Genomic DNA, 17,903 nt, shown 5'->3' on the forward strand with positions numbered 1-17,903 from the left:
ACGAATTCCCGACCATGCGGGTGGTGATTCTGACGTACTCCGGGAGTGTCAATTGTGGAATTCAATCGGTCGAGTCGTCAAACTCCCCACTTGTGGCCAGAGGGCCTGTCGTGGAATGGATTGTGGGAGAATTGGATTATGCATAAGTATGTCATCATGGGTGTTCAGGGTTGCGGGAAAGGTACGCAGGCCAAACTCCTCAAGGATGATCTCGATCTTGTGCATATCAGCGTGGGAGATATTTTTCGCTGGCATATTCAGACCCACACCAAGCTGGGTGCTCGAATCAAGCGGCAGATTGCGGAAGGCCAACTGGTTCCTGACGACACGGTCGAAGACATCATCCGGGCGCGACTGGGCGAACACGACTGGAACTACGGCTTTATTCTCGATGGTTTCCCGAGAAATCTCGTGCAGGCGAGGTTCTTTCTTGAGAGCTACGACATTGACGCCGTCATTCATATTGATGTGCCGGATCAGGTGGTGTTTGAGCGAGTGCTGGCCCGGAGGCTCTGCAGCAACTGCGGGCTGGACTACAATCTGATCTTCCATCGGCCCGCAGAGGACGATGTGTGCGATGTCTGCAATGGCAAGCTTGTTCAGCGGGATGATGACAATCACGATGCGATTCGATCGAGGCTGAACGACTATCGCACGAAAACTGAGCCGGCGCTGGAGCTCTTCCGCAAAAAGGAACTCGTCATTGATGTCGATGGGCGTCTGACACGCGATGAAATCCAGGCCAACATCCGCGCAGGCCTGGGAATTGCGCCAAAGAATGACTGAGGAAAAATGGCTGAGTCAGACAAGCGAGCGCGATAGGCCGCTGTCCCGTTCCCAAGAAACAATTGCGCGTTGTTAGTCGCGAAGACGGCTTGCCCAGAGCTGCAAGCATGGCACACAGATCGCTATTTCTTTACGGAAAGCGTATTAGTGCGAGGTGGCCTGCACGAGTTGAGAGAAGAGCAGACGCAATTCGGGTTGATGTCTGAGTGCGCCGATCAAGGTGTGCTGATCAATACGCGTCTGCCGGAGTTGGCGGGCCAGCGATTCATGATGAATCTTGCGGAAAAGCTTCCACTGGCGGTACTGGATCCACGAACTGATGGCGACACCAATCAGTAACGCGAAGCCCACATCCAAAAACCAACCCGAGACGCCGACATCCATCCCTTGATGGTGGGCGACACACAGCCAGAACCAGGCCAGGACACCAATGACAATGGGTCGCACGGAAAGACGTTGCAGACGCTCGTTGATCTGCACGAGTCGACCGTAGAGAGCCGGGTCGTCGAGAGGATCGGATTTCTGCGGATGCTTGACCGCTTCACAGACAAGTTCGCCATCGCGGCGGGAAACCACAATGGATTCTCCGTTTGAAGGGAGAAAATCCGCCAGATACTCAAGTTCTTCGAATGGTGATTGAGGCATGGCTGACATGTCCGGGGGAGGGACGAAGTCTCATGCAACTGGCTCTGCCATTTGCCTCTGCCAGTCCAACATATGAAGTCGCGTCCTCTGGCTGATCCTCACCAGAATCCTGGAAGCTAATTTCATCAAAAAGGCAGGTGACGAAAGTCTAATCGAGCCGGGCGAGGAGTTCCAGAATCTTCCCCAGATCATTCTCGACACCCTGTGGCATATTGCGGAAGGGTGTTTCGGTCACACCGCGGCGTGCCAGCTTCGATTCAAACATGTCGCGATTCCCGGAGTGATACGCGACGGTGGCATCGGGATCTTTGAGTTGATGGCCAGTGAGAATGCACACCACCCGGTCGGAAGGAGCGATCACACCCTGTGCCCGCAGGAGACGGGCACCGGCCACACTGGCAGCACTGGCCGGCTCGCAGCCAAAACCGCCGGCTCCCACCTGCGCCTTGGCGTCGAGAATTTCCTGATCATGAACATCGCGAACGACGCCGTCACAGGTTTCGAGAGCTCGCAGGCACTTCATCAGATTGACGGGGCGGTTGATCTCAATCGCACTGGCAATGGTATCCGCACGGCGAGAATTGAGATCCATTTCGGCATAAAACCGGTTGATGGTCTCCAAAGGAACATTCCCATTATTCCAGCGGACATGATGGTCATTGTAGAGCTGCTGCAGCGTATTCGCTCCATGGGCATTGATGACAGCCAGGCGTGGGATGCGATCGATCAGGCCCAGTTGTTTCAGTTCTGCCAAGGCCTTGCCAAACGAACTGCTGTTTCCGAGATTTCCGCCGGGAACCACAATCCAGTCAGGAACTTCCCAGCCGAGACCTTCGAGAACTCGATACATGATCGACTTCTGACCTTCAAGGCGGAACGGGTTGACACTGTTGCACAAGTAGATGCCCCGTTCAGAAGAAACTTCGCGAACGCGAGCCAGAGCGTCGTCGAAGTCACCCATGATCTGGACTGTGCAGGCATCGTAATCAAGAGCCTGTGAGAGCTTGCCGAAGGCAATCTTGCCACTCCCGATGAAGACGACCGTTCGAAAGGCTTTGGTCGAGCTGGCATAGATGGCCAATGATGCGCTCGTATTGCCTGTCGAGGCGCAGGCCGCCACATGGGCACCCACCATGCGGGCATGTGTGGCGGCGGCAGTCATACCGTTATCTTTGAAGCTGCCGGAGGGGTTGAGCCCTTCGTACTGCAAAAACAGATTTCCCTGCTGTACACCGACGTAACTCGCCACTGCCGCTGAGTTCTGGAGGATCGTCTGACCTTCTCCAATGGTGACAATCGACTCTTCGGGAGCAAAGGGGAACAACTCGCGAAAACGCCAGACGCCGCTGAAATCGAGAGGCTGATTGCGGCGGCTCCAGCGCTGTTCGAACCAGCGCATCGAGCCCGGCACACGAATTCGATTCCAGTCGTAGCCAATATCGAGCAGACTTCCGCACGCTGTGCATGAAGTCAGTGTCTGATCGACTGCATAGGTTGCCCGGCAAGTCGGTTCAATACAGACCTGGAAAGCCGCATCGGTCGGTGAAGAGCGGAAAAGTTTGGCGACGGGGGGAGTGATGGCGGCAGTGGGTGGGGTCATACAATCAACCTTTGCAGAGCGGGGATGATCAATGGCCTGCGGGACAATGATCTGCTCCGAATGTGGGCTTTCTTCGTGGAGACTCTTGGAAGGAAATCGTGACGTAATGGTTGTGAAGGCTGGGGAGTTCGTTTTCGTATTCAATCGAGCGATGAAGGAACCATTCCATTACTCTTTAGGAGCATGAAATCGGGGAAAATCTTTTCTGAAAATTTGTGTTCCCATCATCTGGCTCTACTGTTGTCAGGCACTGTGGTGATTAGTTACGGCGGTGATCAATTACTGCGGTCATCAACGGGGAGGAACTGCAAGTCGGTCGGCCCGATGTAGGCTCCCAGGGGTCTCAGCTTCCAGGTGGTGCGGATCTGTTCCATATAATGAGCCATCCAACCGGCGACGCGTCCGGTGGAAATCACGACGGGAGCAGCATCCACTGGTAATCCAAGATACTTCATCATTCTGACGACGGCCCAAAGAAGTGTGGGCCCTTGTTCGGCAACTTCCCAGGCGGCGGCTTCGATCCAGTCGGCATGTTCCTCCCAGACCTCAAAATCGGGCTGATCGGAGAGTTGATCGGCCCAATCGCTGAGAACACAGACACGGGCATCGCCTCCGCGGGGAATGCGGGGCCCGAAGCCGGGAAGAATGGCTCGTTCTTCCCAGAGCCTGTGAATCAGATCGCGGCTCATTTCCGGGCTATGAACTGCATCCAGCAGATCGGCAATCGCGCGGGCTTCATCGAGTGGGCATTCACCGGAGAAGATGCTCAAGGCGGCCACCATGGCTCCCAGAACATCGACGCGACTGCCAGCCGCCAGGCGTGCTGCCAGAGTGCTGGGTTCGTATTCGAAATCGGCGGAAGTGATCAGCAGTGCATCCATCGCCATGGAATGTTCATCGCGTGGCTCAATGCCTGAGGCGAGGCGAAGGAAATTTCCACCATACGAGAGTTCTGAGTGGTATTCGGCGTCGTCTGGTAACGTACCGCCAGCCACAGCGGCAGCCATAATCGGGTAGCGTGCGAGGAGCCGATAGGCTTTTTCGCGTTGAGCAGCCAGTGAATTATCCTGAGCCTGAGGGTCGAGCGTCGCCGTGAGGCTGACGGCTGTTCTTAAGGCATCAAGACCGGGAACATGCATGGGAAGATTGACCAGCCAGGTGGTGACTTCGTCATCCAGGCGGCCATCTTCCGAAAGTGCGGCTTCGAGATCGGCCAGTTCTTCAGGACTGGGTAATGAGCCTTCGATGAGCAGCCAGGCGACCTCAGGAAATTGAGCATCGCGCGACAGATCTTCGACACGGTAACCACGATATTGCAATGACGGTTGCTTCACCGTGATCGAGGTATCGCCCACGACGAATTCGCCTGGAGAAAGCTGTAGTGGTCGCGATGCCATGAATTCCCAATCCGAAACGGAAGAGCACAAATTTGAGCGGCGACCCGAATGGTCAGCCCTGACTTAACCGGCAGTATCTCCCAAACTCAGTTTCAGGCGTAGATAGAAATCGATGATTTCGCAGCCACCATTGATTTCTCGGAAAATCGATCTCTCTCGACAAAACAGTCTGTGGGCAGAGACTCTCTGTTACCACTGTCCGAAATTGATCATATCCACACGAAAGGGGGCTGACCAGACTTCCTGATCATGCACTTTTGCAAGTATCAAGAGGGTTGACTTTCTTTCCCCGTCGACTGGAGAGATTTACTCATTGGGTGCAGTGTCAAATTTTCAGGGGGTTGGTAGAGGCAGAAATGGAGATTTGGGCAATGGATTCCGGTCGATAAAGTCTTGAACGGCTTGGCGGGATTGGGGATCACCCCAGTTCTGGTCTTTGAGCATGGTCTGGGCGAACTGGATGATTTTCTGTTTTCCTGTCGTGTTCGAGAACGCGTTCTGCCCCCATTGAGCTTGAATCATGGGCCAGGCTCCCCAGTCTTTCCAGCGGGCCAGGTCGACGAGGGCAACTTCTCCTAATTCTCTGTGAGTTAATAATTTGCGTAGCTGGTTGCGGAGGATCTCGGGTGGCAGATGGAGGGGATTCTCTTCCCAGAGGAAACGGAGTAGATTCACGGTGGCGTAGAGTTCGGCAGGTGAAGTCTGAGGGTTGTCGAGTTTGGCGTGGCAGATCTTTTCGAGGCCCGTCTGACCTTCGAGCAGGACAAAGCCTGCCATCATGCCGTCAATTCCAAGGCGTGTTTCCTGAGGTTCGACAGGACGCAGGATTTCTTCAAGCATCCAGGTGGCGTCCTGGCGATTGCCAACAAGCCCCAACATCATGGCATAAAGACCTTTACGAACAGGTAGGACTTGTTCGGATTGCAGCCATTGCCGGAGTTTCTCGGGTTGATAAACGGTTTTGATGGAGGCGACATCGGCATAGGTGGCCCGACTGAATTCGGCAAAAGCATCGTTTCCGATTTCCGGATCGAGAGATTCAAGCCCCTGCCAATAAAACTCCAGCCGCCTGGCATTCTTCTCCTCGAGTGGGGGGGCTTTGCGAATGTATCCATAAAGCACTTCATTGACTTCTTGCACGAGAAGCCAATTCGTGATTTTTTCTTTCGGACTGGCATCGGCCTGTCCCATGAGGAGGAGGAGATCGCCTGGTTGTCCATCTCGCGCATAAGGGACGGAGACTTCCCCCCCCTTTTTCCACTCCTTCGGGTCCCCTTTGAGGAGATCGACAATCTCGAAAGTTGTCGTGGCTTCCTGTTCAGAATGCACCTTCTGGCCTTTCCATTGCACCAGTATGGCCACATCGCTATTGGCCAGATGTTCGGCATAGGTGGGTTGAGATGGGGGGCAAAACGGGCAATGGGCAGCCAATACGCTATGGGAATTCGTGCCGAGGATCAGAATGGCTACCCAGAAAACGATTCCGGCCAGCCATGTTTGAATCAACGTAAGCGGAGTCACAGAATCTCTTTGCGGTCTGGAGAGTGGGTGGAAGTTCATGGCAGAGATAATCCTGTTTCCGGTGGATGACAGCCATTAGAGTTCGTTGCGTTTTTGTGATGCACAGGCTGAACATCTGCTCGATCGGCCTGTATGTGATTAAAGTCTTATTCAGTAGTGAGTTACGGTGTTTCTCGTGAGCGCCTGGCTGCCAGGTCAATGAAGAAGGTGACTTCTGAGAGCGAAAAAGACTGCCCGGGGCGACATGCCACCTTTTCTGATTCAGGGAAATCCTCGTTTGAGATTTTGCGCAACGTCAGATGAGATTATGTCTTCAGTCGAGTTCACAGCCGCCAGATTCGCCCGAATTGACGATATAAAACTTCTTGGCTTTGGGAAACATGGCAATTGCCAGTCACAATCAGTTGTCACTGATTTTTCGACAGGCCACAATCCAACAATTCGACTGACGTTGATCTATCGACAGGGGAGTGTTCTGCATGCTGCATGATGACCATTGGGCTGCCAGTCATTCTCGCTGGTTTCGATCTCAGGTGAACTTCCTCGTACTTCTGGGCATGATGTTCAGCTGCACGATGGGTTGTGGAGGTGGTGCTACTCAAGTCCCCACAGTGAGAAGAATTGCGGAAGATGTCATTCCGCCACCCGCCGAGGTGGCTGCACCAGTGATCGCGACCACACCCCAGCCTGCCAATGCGGCATCTGCCAATGATCAATCGACTTCGACGAAAGCTGCTGATTCCTCAGAATGACTGACGTCGATTGAGTTTATGAAACGCAATCGATTGATCAAGAATATGCACCATTCATTCTCCTGAAATTGATTGCTGACAACGCCCACCTGCTCACCCCTTAAGTTTTACAGACTCCGCCATGCCTGACAGCCTGTTGAAATCGATGCCTTTCGCCTCTCTTGCGAAAACTGCTGACCAGCCAGTTGGCTGTGGCACACTGCAGGATTCGTGGCATCTGGCAGGTTTGCTGCGTTCCCTGGCTTGTGGTGCGATGTTATTGCTCGCAGCCGCAGGGTGTAGCCCGAATCCCGCTGTCGAATTTACCCCTCGGACCTCAACCACTCTCTTGGCGCCAAATGCCCGGCAAGCCGTCGAGCACACTCTGCTGACTCACTTTGGAACTCCTGACAATCTCGTCGTGTGGGATCGCCTGAATGTGATTGATTTCGGCGGGGCAAAAGCCACTGTCGAATCTCTGGATGCGAAGGCCAGTTCGTCTGCCAAGGCGGTCATGGTGGTGACCTTCGGTAATCAGTCTGACGTGGTCAAGAATCTGCGAGTGGGAGCCCCTGTTCGCTGGATCAGCGGTGCTCGTGAGGGTTTTCAGGGGGACCGAGTTACAGCGTTCGATGCAGCCACCCGGCAGGTTTCAATTGCTCTCGAGGGAAAAGCAGGATCAGCACCTGCTGAAGAATCACAGGAAGAATCGTCCTCTTCCAGCAAGCCTGCCGGCGAGATTGCCGCCGGTGACGCGCTGGTTATCGATGATGGTGGCCTGCTGGCTCAAGGCCGGGTTGTTTATCAAAGAAACTGTATGCACTGTCATGGATCGACAGGCGATGGAAAAGGGCCGACGGCTAAATATATGCAACCACCGCCGCGAGACTATCGCGACGGGATTTTCAAGTTCACTTCGACACAGGCTTCGGAGCGTGTCACGCGCGATGATCTGATGCGTATCCTTGACGATGGCATTCCAGGGACATACATGCCTTCGTTTTTATTGATGGATCCTACCGAGAAGAAGGCTGTCATCGAGTATGTTCGCTGGCTCTCAATTCGAGGAGAGATGGAAAAGCGAATTACAGACGACCTGGGTGATTTTTCCACCAAGGATTTAAAAGCCGAATATGCTCAAGGTGAAGCTGCCTATCAGGCAGCACTCAACAAGGGTGAGAAGGCTGAACCTCCAGCACCAATCACGCCTGCAGTGGATGCACTGCAAAAGGACTTTGCTGAGTTTTTCGAAACCGATTATCAGGGGGTTGTCGAAGATACGGCTGACTTTCTGGTCTCTGCCTGGGAACGGGCTGAAACCCCCGAGAGTGTGATTACCCCTGCCAAAGCGCGCGTTCCCGATGATGCGGCATCTCGTGAGCGAGGGCGTTTGCTCTATCTCTCTGATAAGACCAAGTGCTACACCTGCCATGGTGCACAGGGCCGAGGGGATGGTCCAGCCAACTTTGAGTATTGGAAAATGCCTTCTGGCGATGGAAATTATCCACGGCCAGGCCTGCATGATCTCTGGGGGAATCTCCTGCCAGCCCGTGATCTGACACGAGGGATTTATCGAGGAGGACGGCGTCCTGTCGATTTGTATCGCAGGCTGTATGCGGGGATTAAGGGCACACCTATGCCCGCCTTTGGTGGCGTGACTTTAACAGATGATGAGATCTGGGATCTGGTGAATTTTGTCCTGAGTGTCGAATTCACTGCGAATGGAACGAGTCTGTCTGATGCGGAATCCTCGATAAAGAAACTACCGGCAACAGACAAAGCGCAAGTTCAGGAAACGAAGATTGAGAAGACGAGCAGTGCCGACCCGGCAACTCCTGCCAGCTAGTTGAATTGAGAGTGGGAATAAGTCGAAGTGATTAGAAGTCGTTAAGTTTTCAATTTGAGTTGTAAAATAATAGTTCGATTTTTTGCCAATTAAAGGCTGATGTTCTGTGGCAAGATTCTGGTCAATCTACTTTATGAGCTGGGCAGCACTGGCAGTGGCGCTGTGCCTTGCTGCGCCGTCACTGGGCTGGTGGTTTCCGGATACTGGCGAAGCGATGTCGAGCATTGGCCGCCGGATTGACGGGCTGTTTTACATCATTTTGTGGATTACCAGTATTGTCTTCGTCGGGACTCAGATTGCACTGGGTTATGTACTCTGGAAGGGGGCTGTTAAACCTGCCCACGAGAAAGCGACGTACTCCCATGGTAATCACACCCTGGAAGTGATCTGGACGGTGATTCCCGGGATCGTGCTGCTGTTTATCGCCATCTATCAGATGGATGTCTGGGCGGCGTTCCGCATGCGTAACTATGCCCCGGGGGAAATTGAAGCGATTGCCGAAGTGACTGCCCGTCAATTCGAATGGCGTATTCGTTATCCCGCTCCCGGGAAGCCGCTGATGCCCATGCCTCAGCCCGATGATGTTTATACAGTCAACGACCTGAGGATCCCGGTGGGCAGGCCGGTTTCCATCAGTTTGAGGTCCGGCGATGTTCAGCATTCGTTCTTTGTCCCTGTGCTGCGCATCAAACAGGATGCCTTGCCGGGAACTGTGATTCCTGTCTGGTTCGATGCCCTTCAGCCGGGAAGTTATGACCTGGTTTGTGCTGAGTTGTGCGGTTGGGGCCACTACAAAATGAAGGCCCGAGTTTTAGCGACTTCAGAAGAGTTATTTCAAAAGTGGAAGCAGGAAGCGGTGCTGCTCCAGGCAGATGACGGACTCCAATCGGCCAGCCCAGCGGAAAGTACAGCCGCTGATCAAGCCCAGACTTCGACTCCTTAAGTTCTGCTGGACGATTTACCTCTGATATTGAGTGACTGAGATTGTTTTCAACGTTCCCGTAATGGCTGGCAAAAGTTCGTTTGTCAGTTGACATAGAAAAAGGACGTACCATTGAGTGCGACCATTACACCACCGGCTGTATCGATCCCTCCTGGAGATGAAATGCACGCTGTGCATCATCAGCCGGGCTGGATTCGTCGCTATATATTCTCAACCGATCATAAAGTGATCGGTATTCAGTTCTTATTCACCACTCTGCTGATGCTGATGGTTGGCGGAGCATTGGCTCTGGGTGTGCGCTGGCAACTGGCGTGGCCGTGGGAGCGGATGCCAATTCTGGGGGATATGCTCTTTCGCACAGATGGCGGGCAGATCACTCCCGAAGCCTACACCATGCTGTTTACGATGCATGCGACCGTCATGATCTTCCTGGTGGTCATCCCCATTCTGGCGGGCGCTTTTGGCAACTTTCTGATCCCACTGCAGATTGGTGCCGAAGATATGGCCTTTCCGACACTCAACATGCTGAGCTACTGGTTCATGTGGCCAGCCATTGGCTGTTTCATGCTGTCGTTTGCTTATGATGGCGGCCCGGCGGCCGGCTGGACGATTTATCCAGTGCTGGCGGTTCTTCCACAAGCGGCTCCAGGTTCAGGCTTTGCACAAACACTCTGGCTGTTCGGGCTGACATTTGTCGGTTTCAGCTCAATGTTCGGGTCGATCAACTATATGACGACCATTATCAATATGCGGGCCCCGGGCATGACATTATTCCGCATGCCGATGACGATCTGGGGGATGTTTATTACCGCAATTCTTCAGGCTTTTGCTCTGCCTGTCCTGACTGCAGCCGGTTTTATGATGCTGGCTGACCGCATGCTCGGAACCACGTTCTTTATCCCGGGCGGGCTGGTTGTCAATAACGCTCCTGCAACTGTGGGTGGTGGGCAACCACTGATGTGGCAGCATTTGTTCTGGTTCTACTCGCACCCGGCTGTTTACATCATGTTACTGCCAGCCATGGGGATGGTGAGTGATATGCTGGCATGTATGAGTCGCAAGCCGCTGTTTGGCTATAAGCCGATGATTTTTTCCATGGCGACAATTGCCGGCCTGGGATTCATTGTCTGGGGTCACCACATGTTTACCAGTGGAATGAACCCGATTGTCGGCATGACGTTCATGGTTTCGACGATCCTGATTGCGCTGCCATCAGCCATCAAGACGTTCAACTGGATTGGTACAATGTGGGGTGGAAAGCTCCAGTTTAATACAGTGCTGTTAAACTGCGCGGCTTTTGTTTCGATGTTCATTACGGGCGGACTTTCGGGCATTTTTATGGCCGCTGTTCCTGTCGATGTCTATATCCATGATACTTACTTTATTGTCGCTCACTTTCATTACATCCTCTTCGGATCGACATTGTTCGGGATTTTTGCGGCGATCCATTTCTGGTTTCCGAAAATGTTCGGTCGCATGATGAGTGATCGCGTGGGGCAGATTCACTTTTTTATTACCTTTGCGGCTTTCAACTGCACGTTCTTCCCCATGCATCTGTTAGGGATTGGTGGCATGCCCAGAAGGTATGCCGATCCTTATCACTTCCCTTATCTGGAGCATCTGCTGCCGCTGAATCAGTTCATGACGTATGCGGCAATTGTGATGGGGTTTGCCCAGTTCATTCTGCTGTTTAACTTCGGCTGGAGCATTTTCTTCGGCAAGAAGTGTGGAAGAAACCCGTGGAATTCGAACGGGTTGGAGTGGCAGGCACCTTCGCCACCGCCACACGGGAATTTTGATGTGCAGCCTGTGGTCTATCATGGACCTTACGAATACAGCTCGCCTGTCTCTGGCGAGAATGATTATTTACCACAGACAGAGTATATGCCTCGACGGCCCGATCAGTCTCAGGGACATTAACTCAATTGATTTCTGCGTTTGAAGAGATTTCTGCGTTTAAAGAATTATGCAAGCCTTTCAATAGAGATTTTTAGAGAGCATCATCCGTCGATACATTTATGTTCCATTTTAGGCGAGTGCCATTATGAAAAATCTACCCTCCATATTTGCGTGGCTGACGCTGATTTCGGCGTTACCTCTCATTTCGATGGGGGCTGTCGTGACGACTGTCGATGCTGGTATGGCATTTCCGGACTGGCCGACTTCGGATGGCTACAGCATGTTGGCTTACCCCTGGCTGCAATCGATTGGGGAGCCAGATAAGTTTCTGGAGCACGGGCATCGTCTGGCAGGAATGCTGACAGGTTTCTTCGCACTTCTACTATGCGGTTCAGCTTTTCTGACACCACAACGACCTGCTGTCCGCATTCTGGCAACTTTGGTTTTAGTACTGGTGATTGCCCAGGGGTTGCTGGGGGGGATGCGTGTCAGTCAGGTAAGTAAAGTTCTGGCCATGATCCATGGGAATTTTGCCTGCTGGGTCTTTACCGTGATGGCGATCGCTGTGGCAGTCATGAGTCCTCGCTGGGCGAATGTTGAGCGATTGCCGACAGGCACTCGAACCCGGGCGGCGTTTTCAGCCACCATTGTGCTTTGTCTGGTCTTCTTTCTGCAGTCGGTTCTGGGAGGGATGCTCCGACATCTGGGAGCAGCTCATGCCTGGCGAGATCATCCCTACTTTGCCTTTGTCGTTCTGGGCGTGGCTGCGATCACCTGGGTATTGATCCGCCGGCTTCATCATCCGTGGCTCAGCAGTTGGGCCAATCTGATGCTGCTCCTCGTTAATGGTCAATTTCTGATTGGATTAGGGACCTGGCTGTTTCGATATGGCTGGCCAGATGCCGGGATCGTTGCCATTCAACAGACGTCAGCATTGAGTGCTCTGAGATCGCTCCACACTTTGGGAGCTGTACTGGGTTTTATGGGATTGGGTGTGATGATCGCACGCTTGATTCGGACAGCCCCAGTCCACGCTCCAGTGACAGAAGCGACCGTGGAAACAAAAACTCGCAATAGCTCGCTGACAACCCCACTCGATGGTTCCAGCCGACTTGCTGGAGGTGCCGTTTAACGATGTCGCAGAACTCCCCGCTGTTACCGAACTCTTCGATTCCACAGCATTCATCACAGGGTATTGTGCTCGATGAAACCCGCATCGATGCTTTGGGAAGCCGGCTGACCGACTGGCTGTCAATCTCCAAGCCGCGAATTGCGGTGATGGTGCTGATTACGGTCACTGTCGGCTACACGCTGGCGCCTCGCGAGAATTGGGACTGGGCCGTTTTGCTCTGGACCTGGGCCGGTGTGGCCCTGGTTTCTACGGCCTCCTCGGCTTTGAACCAGTGGTTGGAGCAGGAAACCGATAGTCGCATGCGGCGGACGCGAAATCGTCCGTTGCCGGCAGGCCGAATGTCCCCGTGGGAAGCCTTGGGGGTTGGTCTGCTCATGGGATCTGCCGGCTGTACAATACTCGTGGCGATGGTCAACATCCAGACGGCCATTCTGACAGCCGCTACCTGGGCACTTTATGTCGGTGTTTATACACCATTAAAAAGAGTTTCGCCGATCTGTACAGCAGTCGGTGCGATTCCTGGAGCGTTACCTCCGGTGATTGGTTGGGCAGCGGCCGGTGCGAATCTGGATCTGGCTTCGTTCTCGCTCTTTGCCATTCTCTTTTTATGGCAATTCCCGCACTTTATGGCCATTGCGTGGAAGTACCGCGATGAATATCTGCTCGCTGGTCTGAAGATGCTTCCGATGGGATTGCCAAAGCCTCATGTGACAGGGTTGATTGCGACCGCGTATGCCACAATTCTGATTCCGATCAGCCTGTTACCCGTTGTGGCGGGAGTGGGTGGCATGACCTACTTTGTGCTGGCGATTGTGCTGGGGATGGGCTATCTCGTGGCTTCGATAGCGTTTGCCTGGCATGAACGACCAGCGACTGCCCGTCGCCTGATCCTGGTATCGATTGTCTATTTACCTCTGGTGCTATTGGCCTTGGTGGGAGATCACCTGGGCCTGCTTTCGATGTCGTTTTCTGCCATGAATTGATACAGAACTGATTTGGGTTCTCCTGTTTCCCGGCCACTGAAGAAAATTGCACTCTATGCACTCCTCAGCACCAGCGACTGTTTCCCAAGCCGGAACTCTTCCGCGTATGGGTCTTCCCATTCCGAATTCCAAATTGGGAATGTGGCTGTTTCTGGGGACCGAGATCATGTTTTTCTCGGCCTTTATCGGTAGCTATATCATCAGTCGAAATGGTTCTCCGGGCTGGCCGACAGATCCGCACATTACGCATATCAACGTCTGGCTGGGTGGACTGAACACCTTCGTACTGATTGTCTCCAGCTACTTTGTGGTCGTCGCTCATGAGAAAATGCTGGTATCGAATTTCAAAGAGGCTCGTAAGTTCATCGCCTTTACACTCCTGCTGGGACTGGTTTTTTTAGGGATTAAATCCGTCGAATACGCTGGTAAGTTCGAGCATGAGATCATTCCGGGCAAAATTCCGGAGACGCCGACGGAAGCCATGTTCGCCACAGCGAGTCGGCTGCAACGTGTCGTCGATCGTGAGCTCGCAGCGATCTTTCCAGGTACACCGGCTGCTGACCGCCGGACCGAAATGGGTAATCGTATTGCCAGTGCCGGAAGTGAAACCGCGACAACCGATCCTAAGGATGCTCCACCAGCAGGAAAAGCTGCGACTGTTACACAACTCAAGGCGCTTTCGCGCCTGAATGAAGCAGCGAGCAGTCTGGAAAATCATGTGCGATTTGGTCTGGCCATGTCGGTGACTCCCGAGCAACTGATTGAGTATCGGAGCTCACCGACTCCCGGGCAATTTCCTGCGATCACACTTGCTGACGTGAATTCGTTTGTGGAGTCGCTGAAGAAGGATGTCGAGTTATCGCCGCTGCTGGGAAACTTTCATCCCGCGGTGCCGATACTCTATGGGAACCTGTTTGCTTCGAACTATTTCCTGATGACCGGTTTTCACGCACTGCATGTGATCATTGGACTGATCATGTTTCTGGTCCTTCTGGCGATGGGTAGTAAACTGGCATTTCGGCATGCCGTAGTGGTCGAGAATGTAGGGTTGTACTGGCACTTTGTGGATCTGGTGTGGATCTTCCTGTTTCCATTAATCTACATTATCTAAATCATTGCTATTTGATCTTGATGCCTGGCTTTTTCAAGCGAGGTCATTCCAACTGGTGAAACATGGCTGATATGGCACATCTGCACGGAAATACTTACTTTCGTGTTTTTCTCGCTCTTTGCGGACTGACAGTACTCTCTGTTGTCGCTGATCTGCTTTCACTGGCAGACCGCCGGATCATTGTGGCGATTGTGCTGGCGGTCGCGACGGCTAAGGCGCTCTGTGTGATGCTCTACTTTATGCATCTGAAGTTTGAGAGCGGCTGGAAGTATATTTTGCTCGCACCGACGATTGTGCTGGCACTGGCATTGCCGCTGTCGTTACTGCCAGATGTCGGGATGCACTATTACCCGCAGGATACCCGGCAAAGCCGGGAGTATGCCCGCATGCAGGCAGATGGCCATACGGATCACCATTCCAGCGAGCCTACGAACGCACATTGACGCTCCTCTCCATTTCTTTCAGATGATATGTGAGCATGGCTGAAAGATTGGTGCATACGACTGCGCCAAGTGACGCACTACTCGAAAGAAGATGCGATTTGACCACGAAGGTCACGAAGACCACGAAGGATGGGGGAAGAGTCAGCCACCGAAGTTCTGGAGGCTGGTGGCGTATCAGTAAGGGAGGTCTGGTCAGTCGTTGTTTCCGACAACATGTTTGGTGATCAGAAAGAGTCCGGCGACGAAAAAAACATTCCTCGATCGGGTGAACTCTGAAAGAGGACTTTCAGCCGATCGAGGAATATTGAGTAATTCTCTTCGAGTGCAACAGAGCGTGTGGCAAATCGCGAGGTTGACTCGTTGAGAATGTCGATGGTTCAAGAGAAATCAGGCATCGCGTGGGCTGATGCGGATTTCATTTTGAGGCAAAGCGGTGCCCTGACCCATTTCCGGTGTCATTTCTTCGGGAGGAGCAGGTTCTTCAGCAGGGACAGGTTCTCCACGCTGGCTGCGAATCTGCTCTTCCAGGACATCGCGGTCAATCTCACCGTTGGCACAGATCGAGGCGACCGACTCTTCCACATGCGTTTGCCGATAGTATGAGCCTGCGGTCCAGGCTCCGCAGGACTGGTGACCCCGCACCACGTAACTCTGATCGAGACTGCGGAAAGCTTCGGCCAATTCGACCATCTCAGCGTTGATGGCATTTGTGGCGGCGTTTAAGCCAACGACTGTCCCCAGAACTCCGACTGTGCCCAGAAGCACGAGTTCGGCAGAGAGAACTGCTCCCTGACAATCATCCCAAAGTGCTTTGAAAATCTGCATTTGCGTCTCCTCGATGGGTTGCCACCCGGTTGATCCGACCACATCGGCGACGAGCCGGTGCGATAATGCGGTTTACGCCGCTTGTACGGATTGTAACGAATATAGACGCTTTGTAAAGATTGCGCAGTCTGGGGTGTTTAGAAAGATTGACAGTTTGTTTCAGGGGTGAGTCGGCCTGAAGAGTTATGACCATGGCGAGGCGGGGGTGATTTGTTAGGGCGGTTGATCTTGTGCGAAGAGTCGAGTCAGGGAAAACCGTCAGGAATCGGAGTTGCCCACTTGCGAACAGCAGAGCTCGCGCGGATGATCCTGGGAGACTTCATGGATTTCTAAGGAACTTCGCTCTATGGCTGCCATCACAACAGATTCTGCTCCTTCGACGACCGTGCCACCGCTTTCCATGTCTCTGAGAGCCAAGCTCTCGATCATGATGTTTCTGCAATTTGCGGTTTGGGGGAGTTGGTTCACAATTCTTGGGAATTATCTCAAGCATCTGGGGTTTACCGATCCGCAGGTCGGAGCCATGTATGCACTGATGCCCTTGGGAGCGATCTTCGCCACGCTGTTTGCAGGGCAGATAGCAGATCGTCTTCTGGCGAGCGAAAAAGTTATGGCGATCTGCCACCTGGCAGGTGCTGGTCTGCTTTTCTGGATGGCACAGGTCAAGAGCCCGGAGCAATACTGGCTGCTGTGGGGAATTTCGCTGGCCTATGCACTGCTTTACAACCCGACTCTGGCTCTTTCCAACACGATTGCCTTTACCCATGTCCCCAGCGGAGAGCGTGATTTCCCGAGCGTGCGTGTGTTTGGCACGATTGGCTGGATTGTCGCTGGTCTTCTTGTTGGAAATGTCCTCTCGACGGAAGCTGTACCAGCCTTTCAGACCAGTAAACCTTTCTATTTAGCCGCTGGTTTTTCAGCTGTTCTAGGGGTCATCAGTCTCGTCATGCCCCATACACCTCCTCAGGGGAAGGCTGGTGAAGGGATTCCATTTCTGAAGGCGCTGGCCCTGTTCAAGGATCCTTCGTTTGCGGTCTTCTTTCTAGTGTCATTTCTCATCACAATTGTCCTCGCCTTTTACTACTCGTTTACTGGCACATTTCTGGAACTTGGTGCAGGTGTGACCGACGTGGCCGGCACGATGACGATTGGTCAGTTTGCGGAATTGGCATTGCTCCCCTTTCTGCCATGGTTTCTGAAGACCATGAAGATGCGCTGGGTGTTGGCTCTGGGAATGTTTTGCTGGGGTCTGCGTTATCTACTCTTTGCTTTTGGTGGGCCTGGCCCGGAACTGATGGCTAATGCCACACTGGCTCAGAAGGTCAGCTATGCCTTCGCGGTGATTCCTTCTCCATTCATGCTGGTTCTGATTGGAGTGGCACTTCACGGGATTTGCTTTGACTTTTTCTTCGCAGCGGGATTTATCCATGTGGACAACACGGCCCCCAAGGAAATCCGTGGCAGCGGTCAGGCTCTCTTCAGTTTCTTGACATATGGCGTCGGGATGTGGATGGGAAGCATCCTTTCGGGCTATGTGGCAGAGTTCAGTAAAGTTCCCGGGCCTGACGGTAAAATGGTCATTAACTGGACCACCTTCTGGCTGATTCCCGCAAGTGGCGTCATTCTGGCTCTCATTGCGTTTTTGATTTTCTTCCGCCCAAAGGCTAAGGCTGAAGTTGCAGGTGTGATTCCCATGACTGAGGTTTAAGTTCATTTTCCGGGATCGTTGTGTTGTTGATTGAACAACTCAAAGAGTTGTCCCGAGTTTTTTGCCATTACCTATGGATGGTTCGAGGGTTACCCCCCTCGAGCCATCCATTCTCTTTTTGACAGGGACACTCAGAGTTTTGCCGAGGTTTTTCACTGCTGGAAATTGCCTGGGGAAGATCGATCGCTGGTCGAGGCAATCTCGCGAATTTTGTGGACAATTCCACAATCGTATGCTGCAATATGGATTGGTCCGCTGTTCGGATGATCTCGCTGATCGATCATCTCCCGCCTGCTGAAACATCAAGCTGACAGGTGCATTTACGGGATTTCA

Annotated in this window: 16 protein-coding genes; 11 read left to right on the forward strand and 5 right to left on the reverse strand. The window is 53.0% G+C overall.

The features are described from left to right. Positions 1–14 precede the first annotated feature (14 nt). Both A6X21_RS25335 and A6X21_RS10355 read left to right on the forward strand, forming a co-directional pair. Complete coding sequence (locus A6X21_RS25335; protein ID WP_261340643.1) at positions 15–146, forward strand: hypothetical protein; 132 nt, start codon at positions 15–17, stop codon at positions 144–146. Next, on the forward strand, positions 139–786 hold the full coding sequence (locus A6X21_RS10355) for an adenylate kinase family protein (RefSeq protein WP_068847700.1): 648 nt from the start codon (positions 139–141) through the stop codon (positions 784–786). The genes A6X21_RS25335 and A6X21_RS10355 overlap by 8 nt, the downstream gene beginning before the upstream one ends. A 144-nt stretch (positions 787–930) precedes the next feature. Here A6X21_RS10355 and A6X21_RS10360 read toward each other — a convergent pair whose 3' ends face one another. The 4 genes from A6X21_RS10360 to A6X21_RS10375 all read right to left on the reverse strand — a co-directional run bounded on the left by A6X21_RS10360 (position 931) and on the right by A6X21_RS10375 (position 5,988). Further along, positions 931–1,431 carry a hypothetical protein gene (locus tag A6X21_RS10360; RefSeq protein WP_131818286.1) on the reverse strand — a complete coding sequence of 167 codons (501 nt, stop codon included), beginning with the start codon at positions 1,429–1,431 and terminating at the stop codon, positions 931–933. Between the two features lie 148 nt (positions 1,432–1,579). Further along, positions 1,580–3,031 (reverse strand): threonine synthase, encoded by a 1,452-nt coding sequence (gene thrC / locus A6X21_RS10365; protein WP_068847748.1) that lies wholly within the window; start codon positions 3,029–3,031, stop codon positions 1,580–1,582. 275 nt (positions 3,032–3,306) lie between these two features. After that, positions 3,307–4,428, reverse strand: a complete 1,122-nt coding sequence (locus A6X21_RS10370) for a citrate/2-methylcitrate synthase (protein ID WP_068847702.1) — start codon at positions 4,426–4,428, stop codon at positions 3,307–3,309. Positions 4,429–4,761: 333 nt separating this feature from the next. Continuing rightward, entirely contained in the window at positions 4,762–5,988 is a 1,227-nt protein-coding gene (locus tag A6X21_RS10375) for a hypothetical protein (RefSeq protein WP_131818287.1), read from the reverse strand. Between the two features lie 440 nt (positions 5,989–6,428). Between A6X21_RS10375 and A6X21_RS10385 the strand changes: the two genes are divergently transcribed. The 8 genes from A6X21_RS10385 to A6X21_RS10420 all read left to right on the forward strand — a co-directional run bounded on the left by A6X21_RS10385 (position 6,429) and on the right by A6X21_RS10420 (position 15,037). Continuing rightward, positions 6,429–6,701, forward strand: a complete 273-nt coding sequence (locus A6X21_RS10385) for a hypothetical protein (RefSeq protein WP_068847705.1) — start codon at positions 6,429–6,431, stop codon at positions 6,699–6,701. 121 nt (positions 6,702–6,822) lie between these two features. After that, entirely contained in the window at positions 6,823–8,526 is a 1,704-nt protein-coding gene (locus A6X21_RS10390; protein ID WP_083233530.1) for a c-type cytochrome, read from the forward strand. A 106-nt stretch (positions 8,527–8,632) separates the two neighbouring features. Beyond that, entirely contained in the window at positions 8,633–9,469 is an 837-nt protein-coding gene (gene coxB / locus A6X21_RS10395; RefSeq protein WP_240490230.1) for a cytochrome c oxidase subunit II, read from the forward strand. Between the two features lie 162 nt (positions 9,470–9,631). Next, positions 9,632–11,389 carry a cytochrome c oxidase subunit I gene (locus A6X21_RS10400; protein ID WP_068847708.1) on the forward strand — a complete coding sequence of 586 codons (1,758 nt, stop codon included), beginning with the start codon at positions 9,632–9,634 and terminating at the stop codon, positions 11,387–11,389. Positions 11,390–11,513: 124 nt separating this feature from the next. Next, positions 11,514–12,500 carry a COX15/CtaA family protein gene (locus tag A6X21_RS10405; protein WP_068847709.1) on the forward strand — a complete coding sequence of 329 codons (987 nt, stop codon included), beginning with the start codon at positions 11,514–11,516 and terminating at the stop codon, positions 12,498–12,500. A gap of 2 nt (positions 12,501–12,502) precedes the next feature. Beyond that, the gene (cyoE, locus tag A6X21_RS10410; protein ID WP_083233531.1) at positions 12,503–13,483 is read left to right on the forward strand and encodes a heme o synthase; all 981 of its coding nucleotides are present in this window, start codon (positions 12,503–12,505) and stop codon (positions 13,481–13,483) included. Positions 13,484–13,538: 55 nt separating this feature from the next. After that, positions 13,539–14,594 carry a cytochrome c oxidase subunit 3 gene (locus A6X21_RS10415; protein ID WP_240490232.1) on the forward strand — a complete coding sequence of 352 codons (1,056 nt, stop codon included), beginning with the start codon at positions 13,539–13,541 and terminating at the stop codon, positions 14,592–14,594. 62 nt (positions 14,595–14,656) lie between these two features. Then, complete coding sequence (locus tag A6X21_RS10420; protein WP_068847711.1) at positions 14,657–15,037, forward strand: cytochrome C oxidase subunit IV family protein; 381 nt, start codon at positions 14,657–14,659, stop codon at positions 15,035–15,037. Positions 15,038–15,424: 387 nt separating this feature from the next. Here A6X21_RS10420 and A6X21_RS10425 read toward each other — a convergent pair whose 3' ends face one another. After that, positions 15,425–15,862: a hypothetical protein gene (locus A6X21_RS10425; RefSeq protein ID WP_068847712.1), complete on the reverse strand. Its 438-nt coding sequence runs from the start codon at positions 15,860–15,862 to the stop codon at positions 15,425–15,427. A gap of 346 nt (positions 15,863–16,208) precedes the next feature. Here A6X21_RS10425 and A6X21_RS10430 point away from each other — a divergent pair, with 346 nt between their 5' ends. Next, on the forward strand, positions 16,209–17,570 hold the full coding sequence (locus A6X21_RS10430) for an MFS transporter (RefSeq protein ID WP_083233532.1): 1,362 nt from the start codon (positions 16,209–16,211) through the stop codon (positions 17,568–17,570). The last annotated feature ends 333 nt before the right edge of the window (positions 17,571–17,903 follow it).

Source organism: Planctopirus hydrillae, from assembly GCF_001707835.1.
GTDB classification, from domain to species: Bacteria; Planctomycetota; Planctomycetia; order Planctomycetales; family Planctomycetaceae; genus Planctopirus; species Planctopirus hydrillae.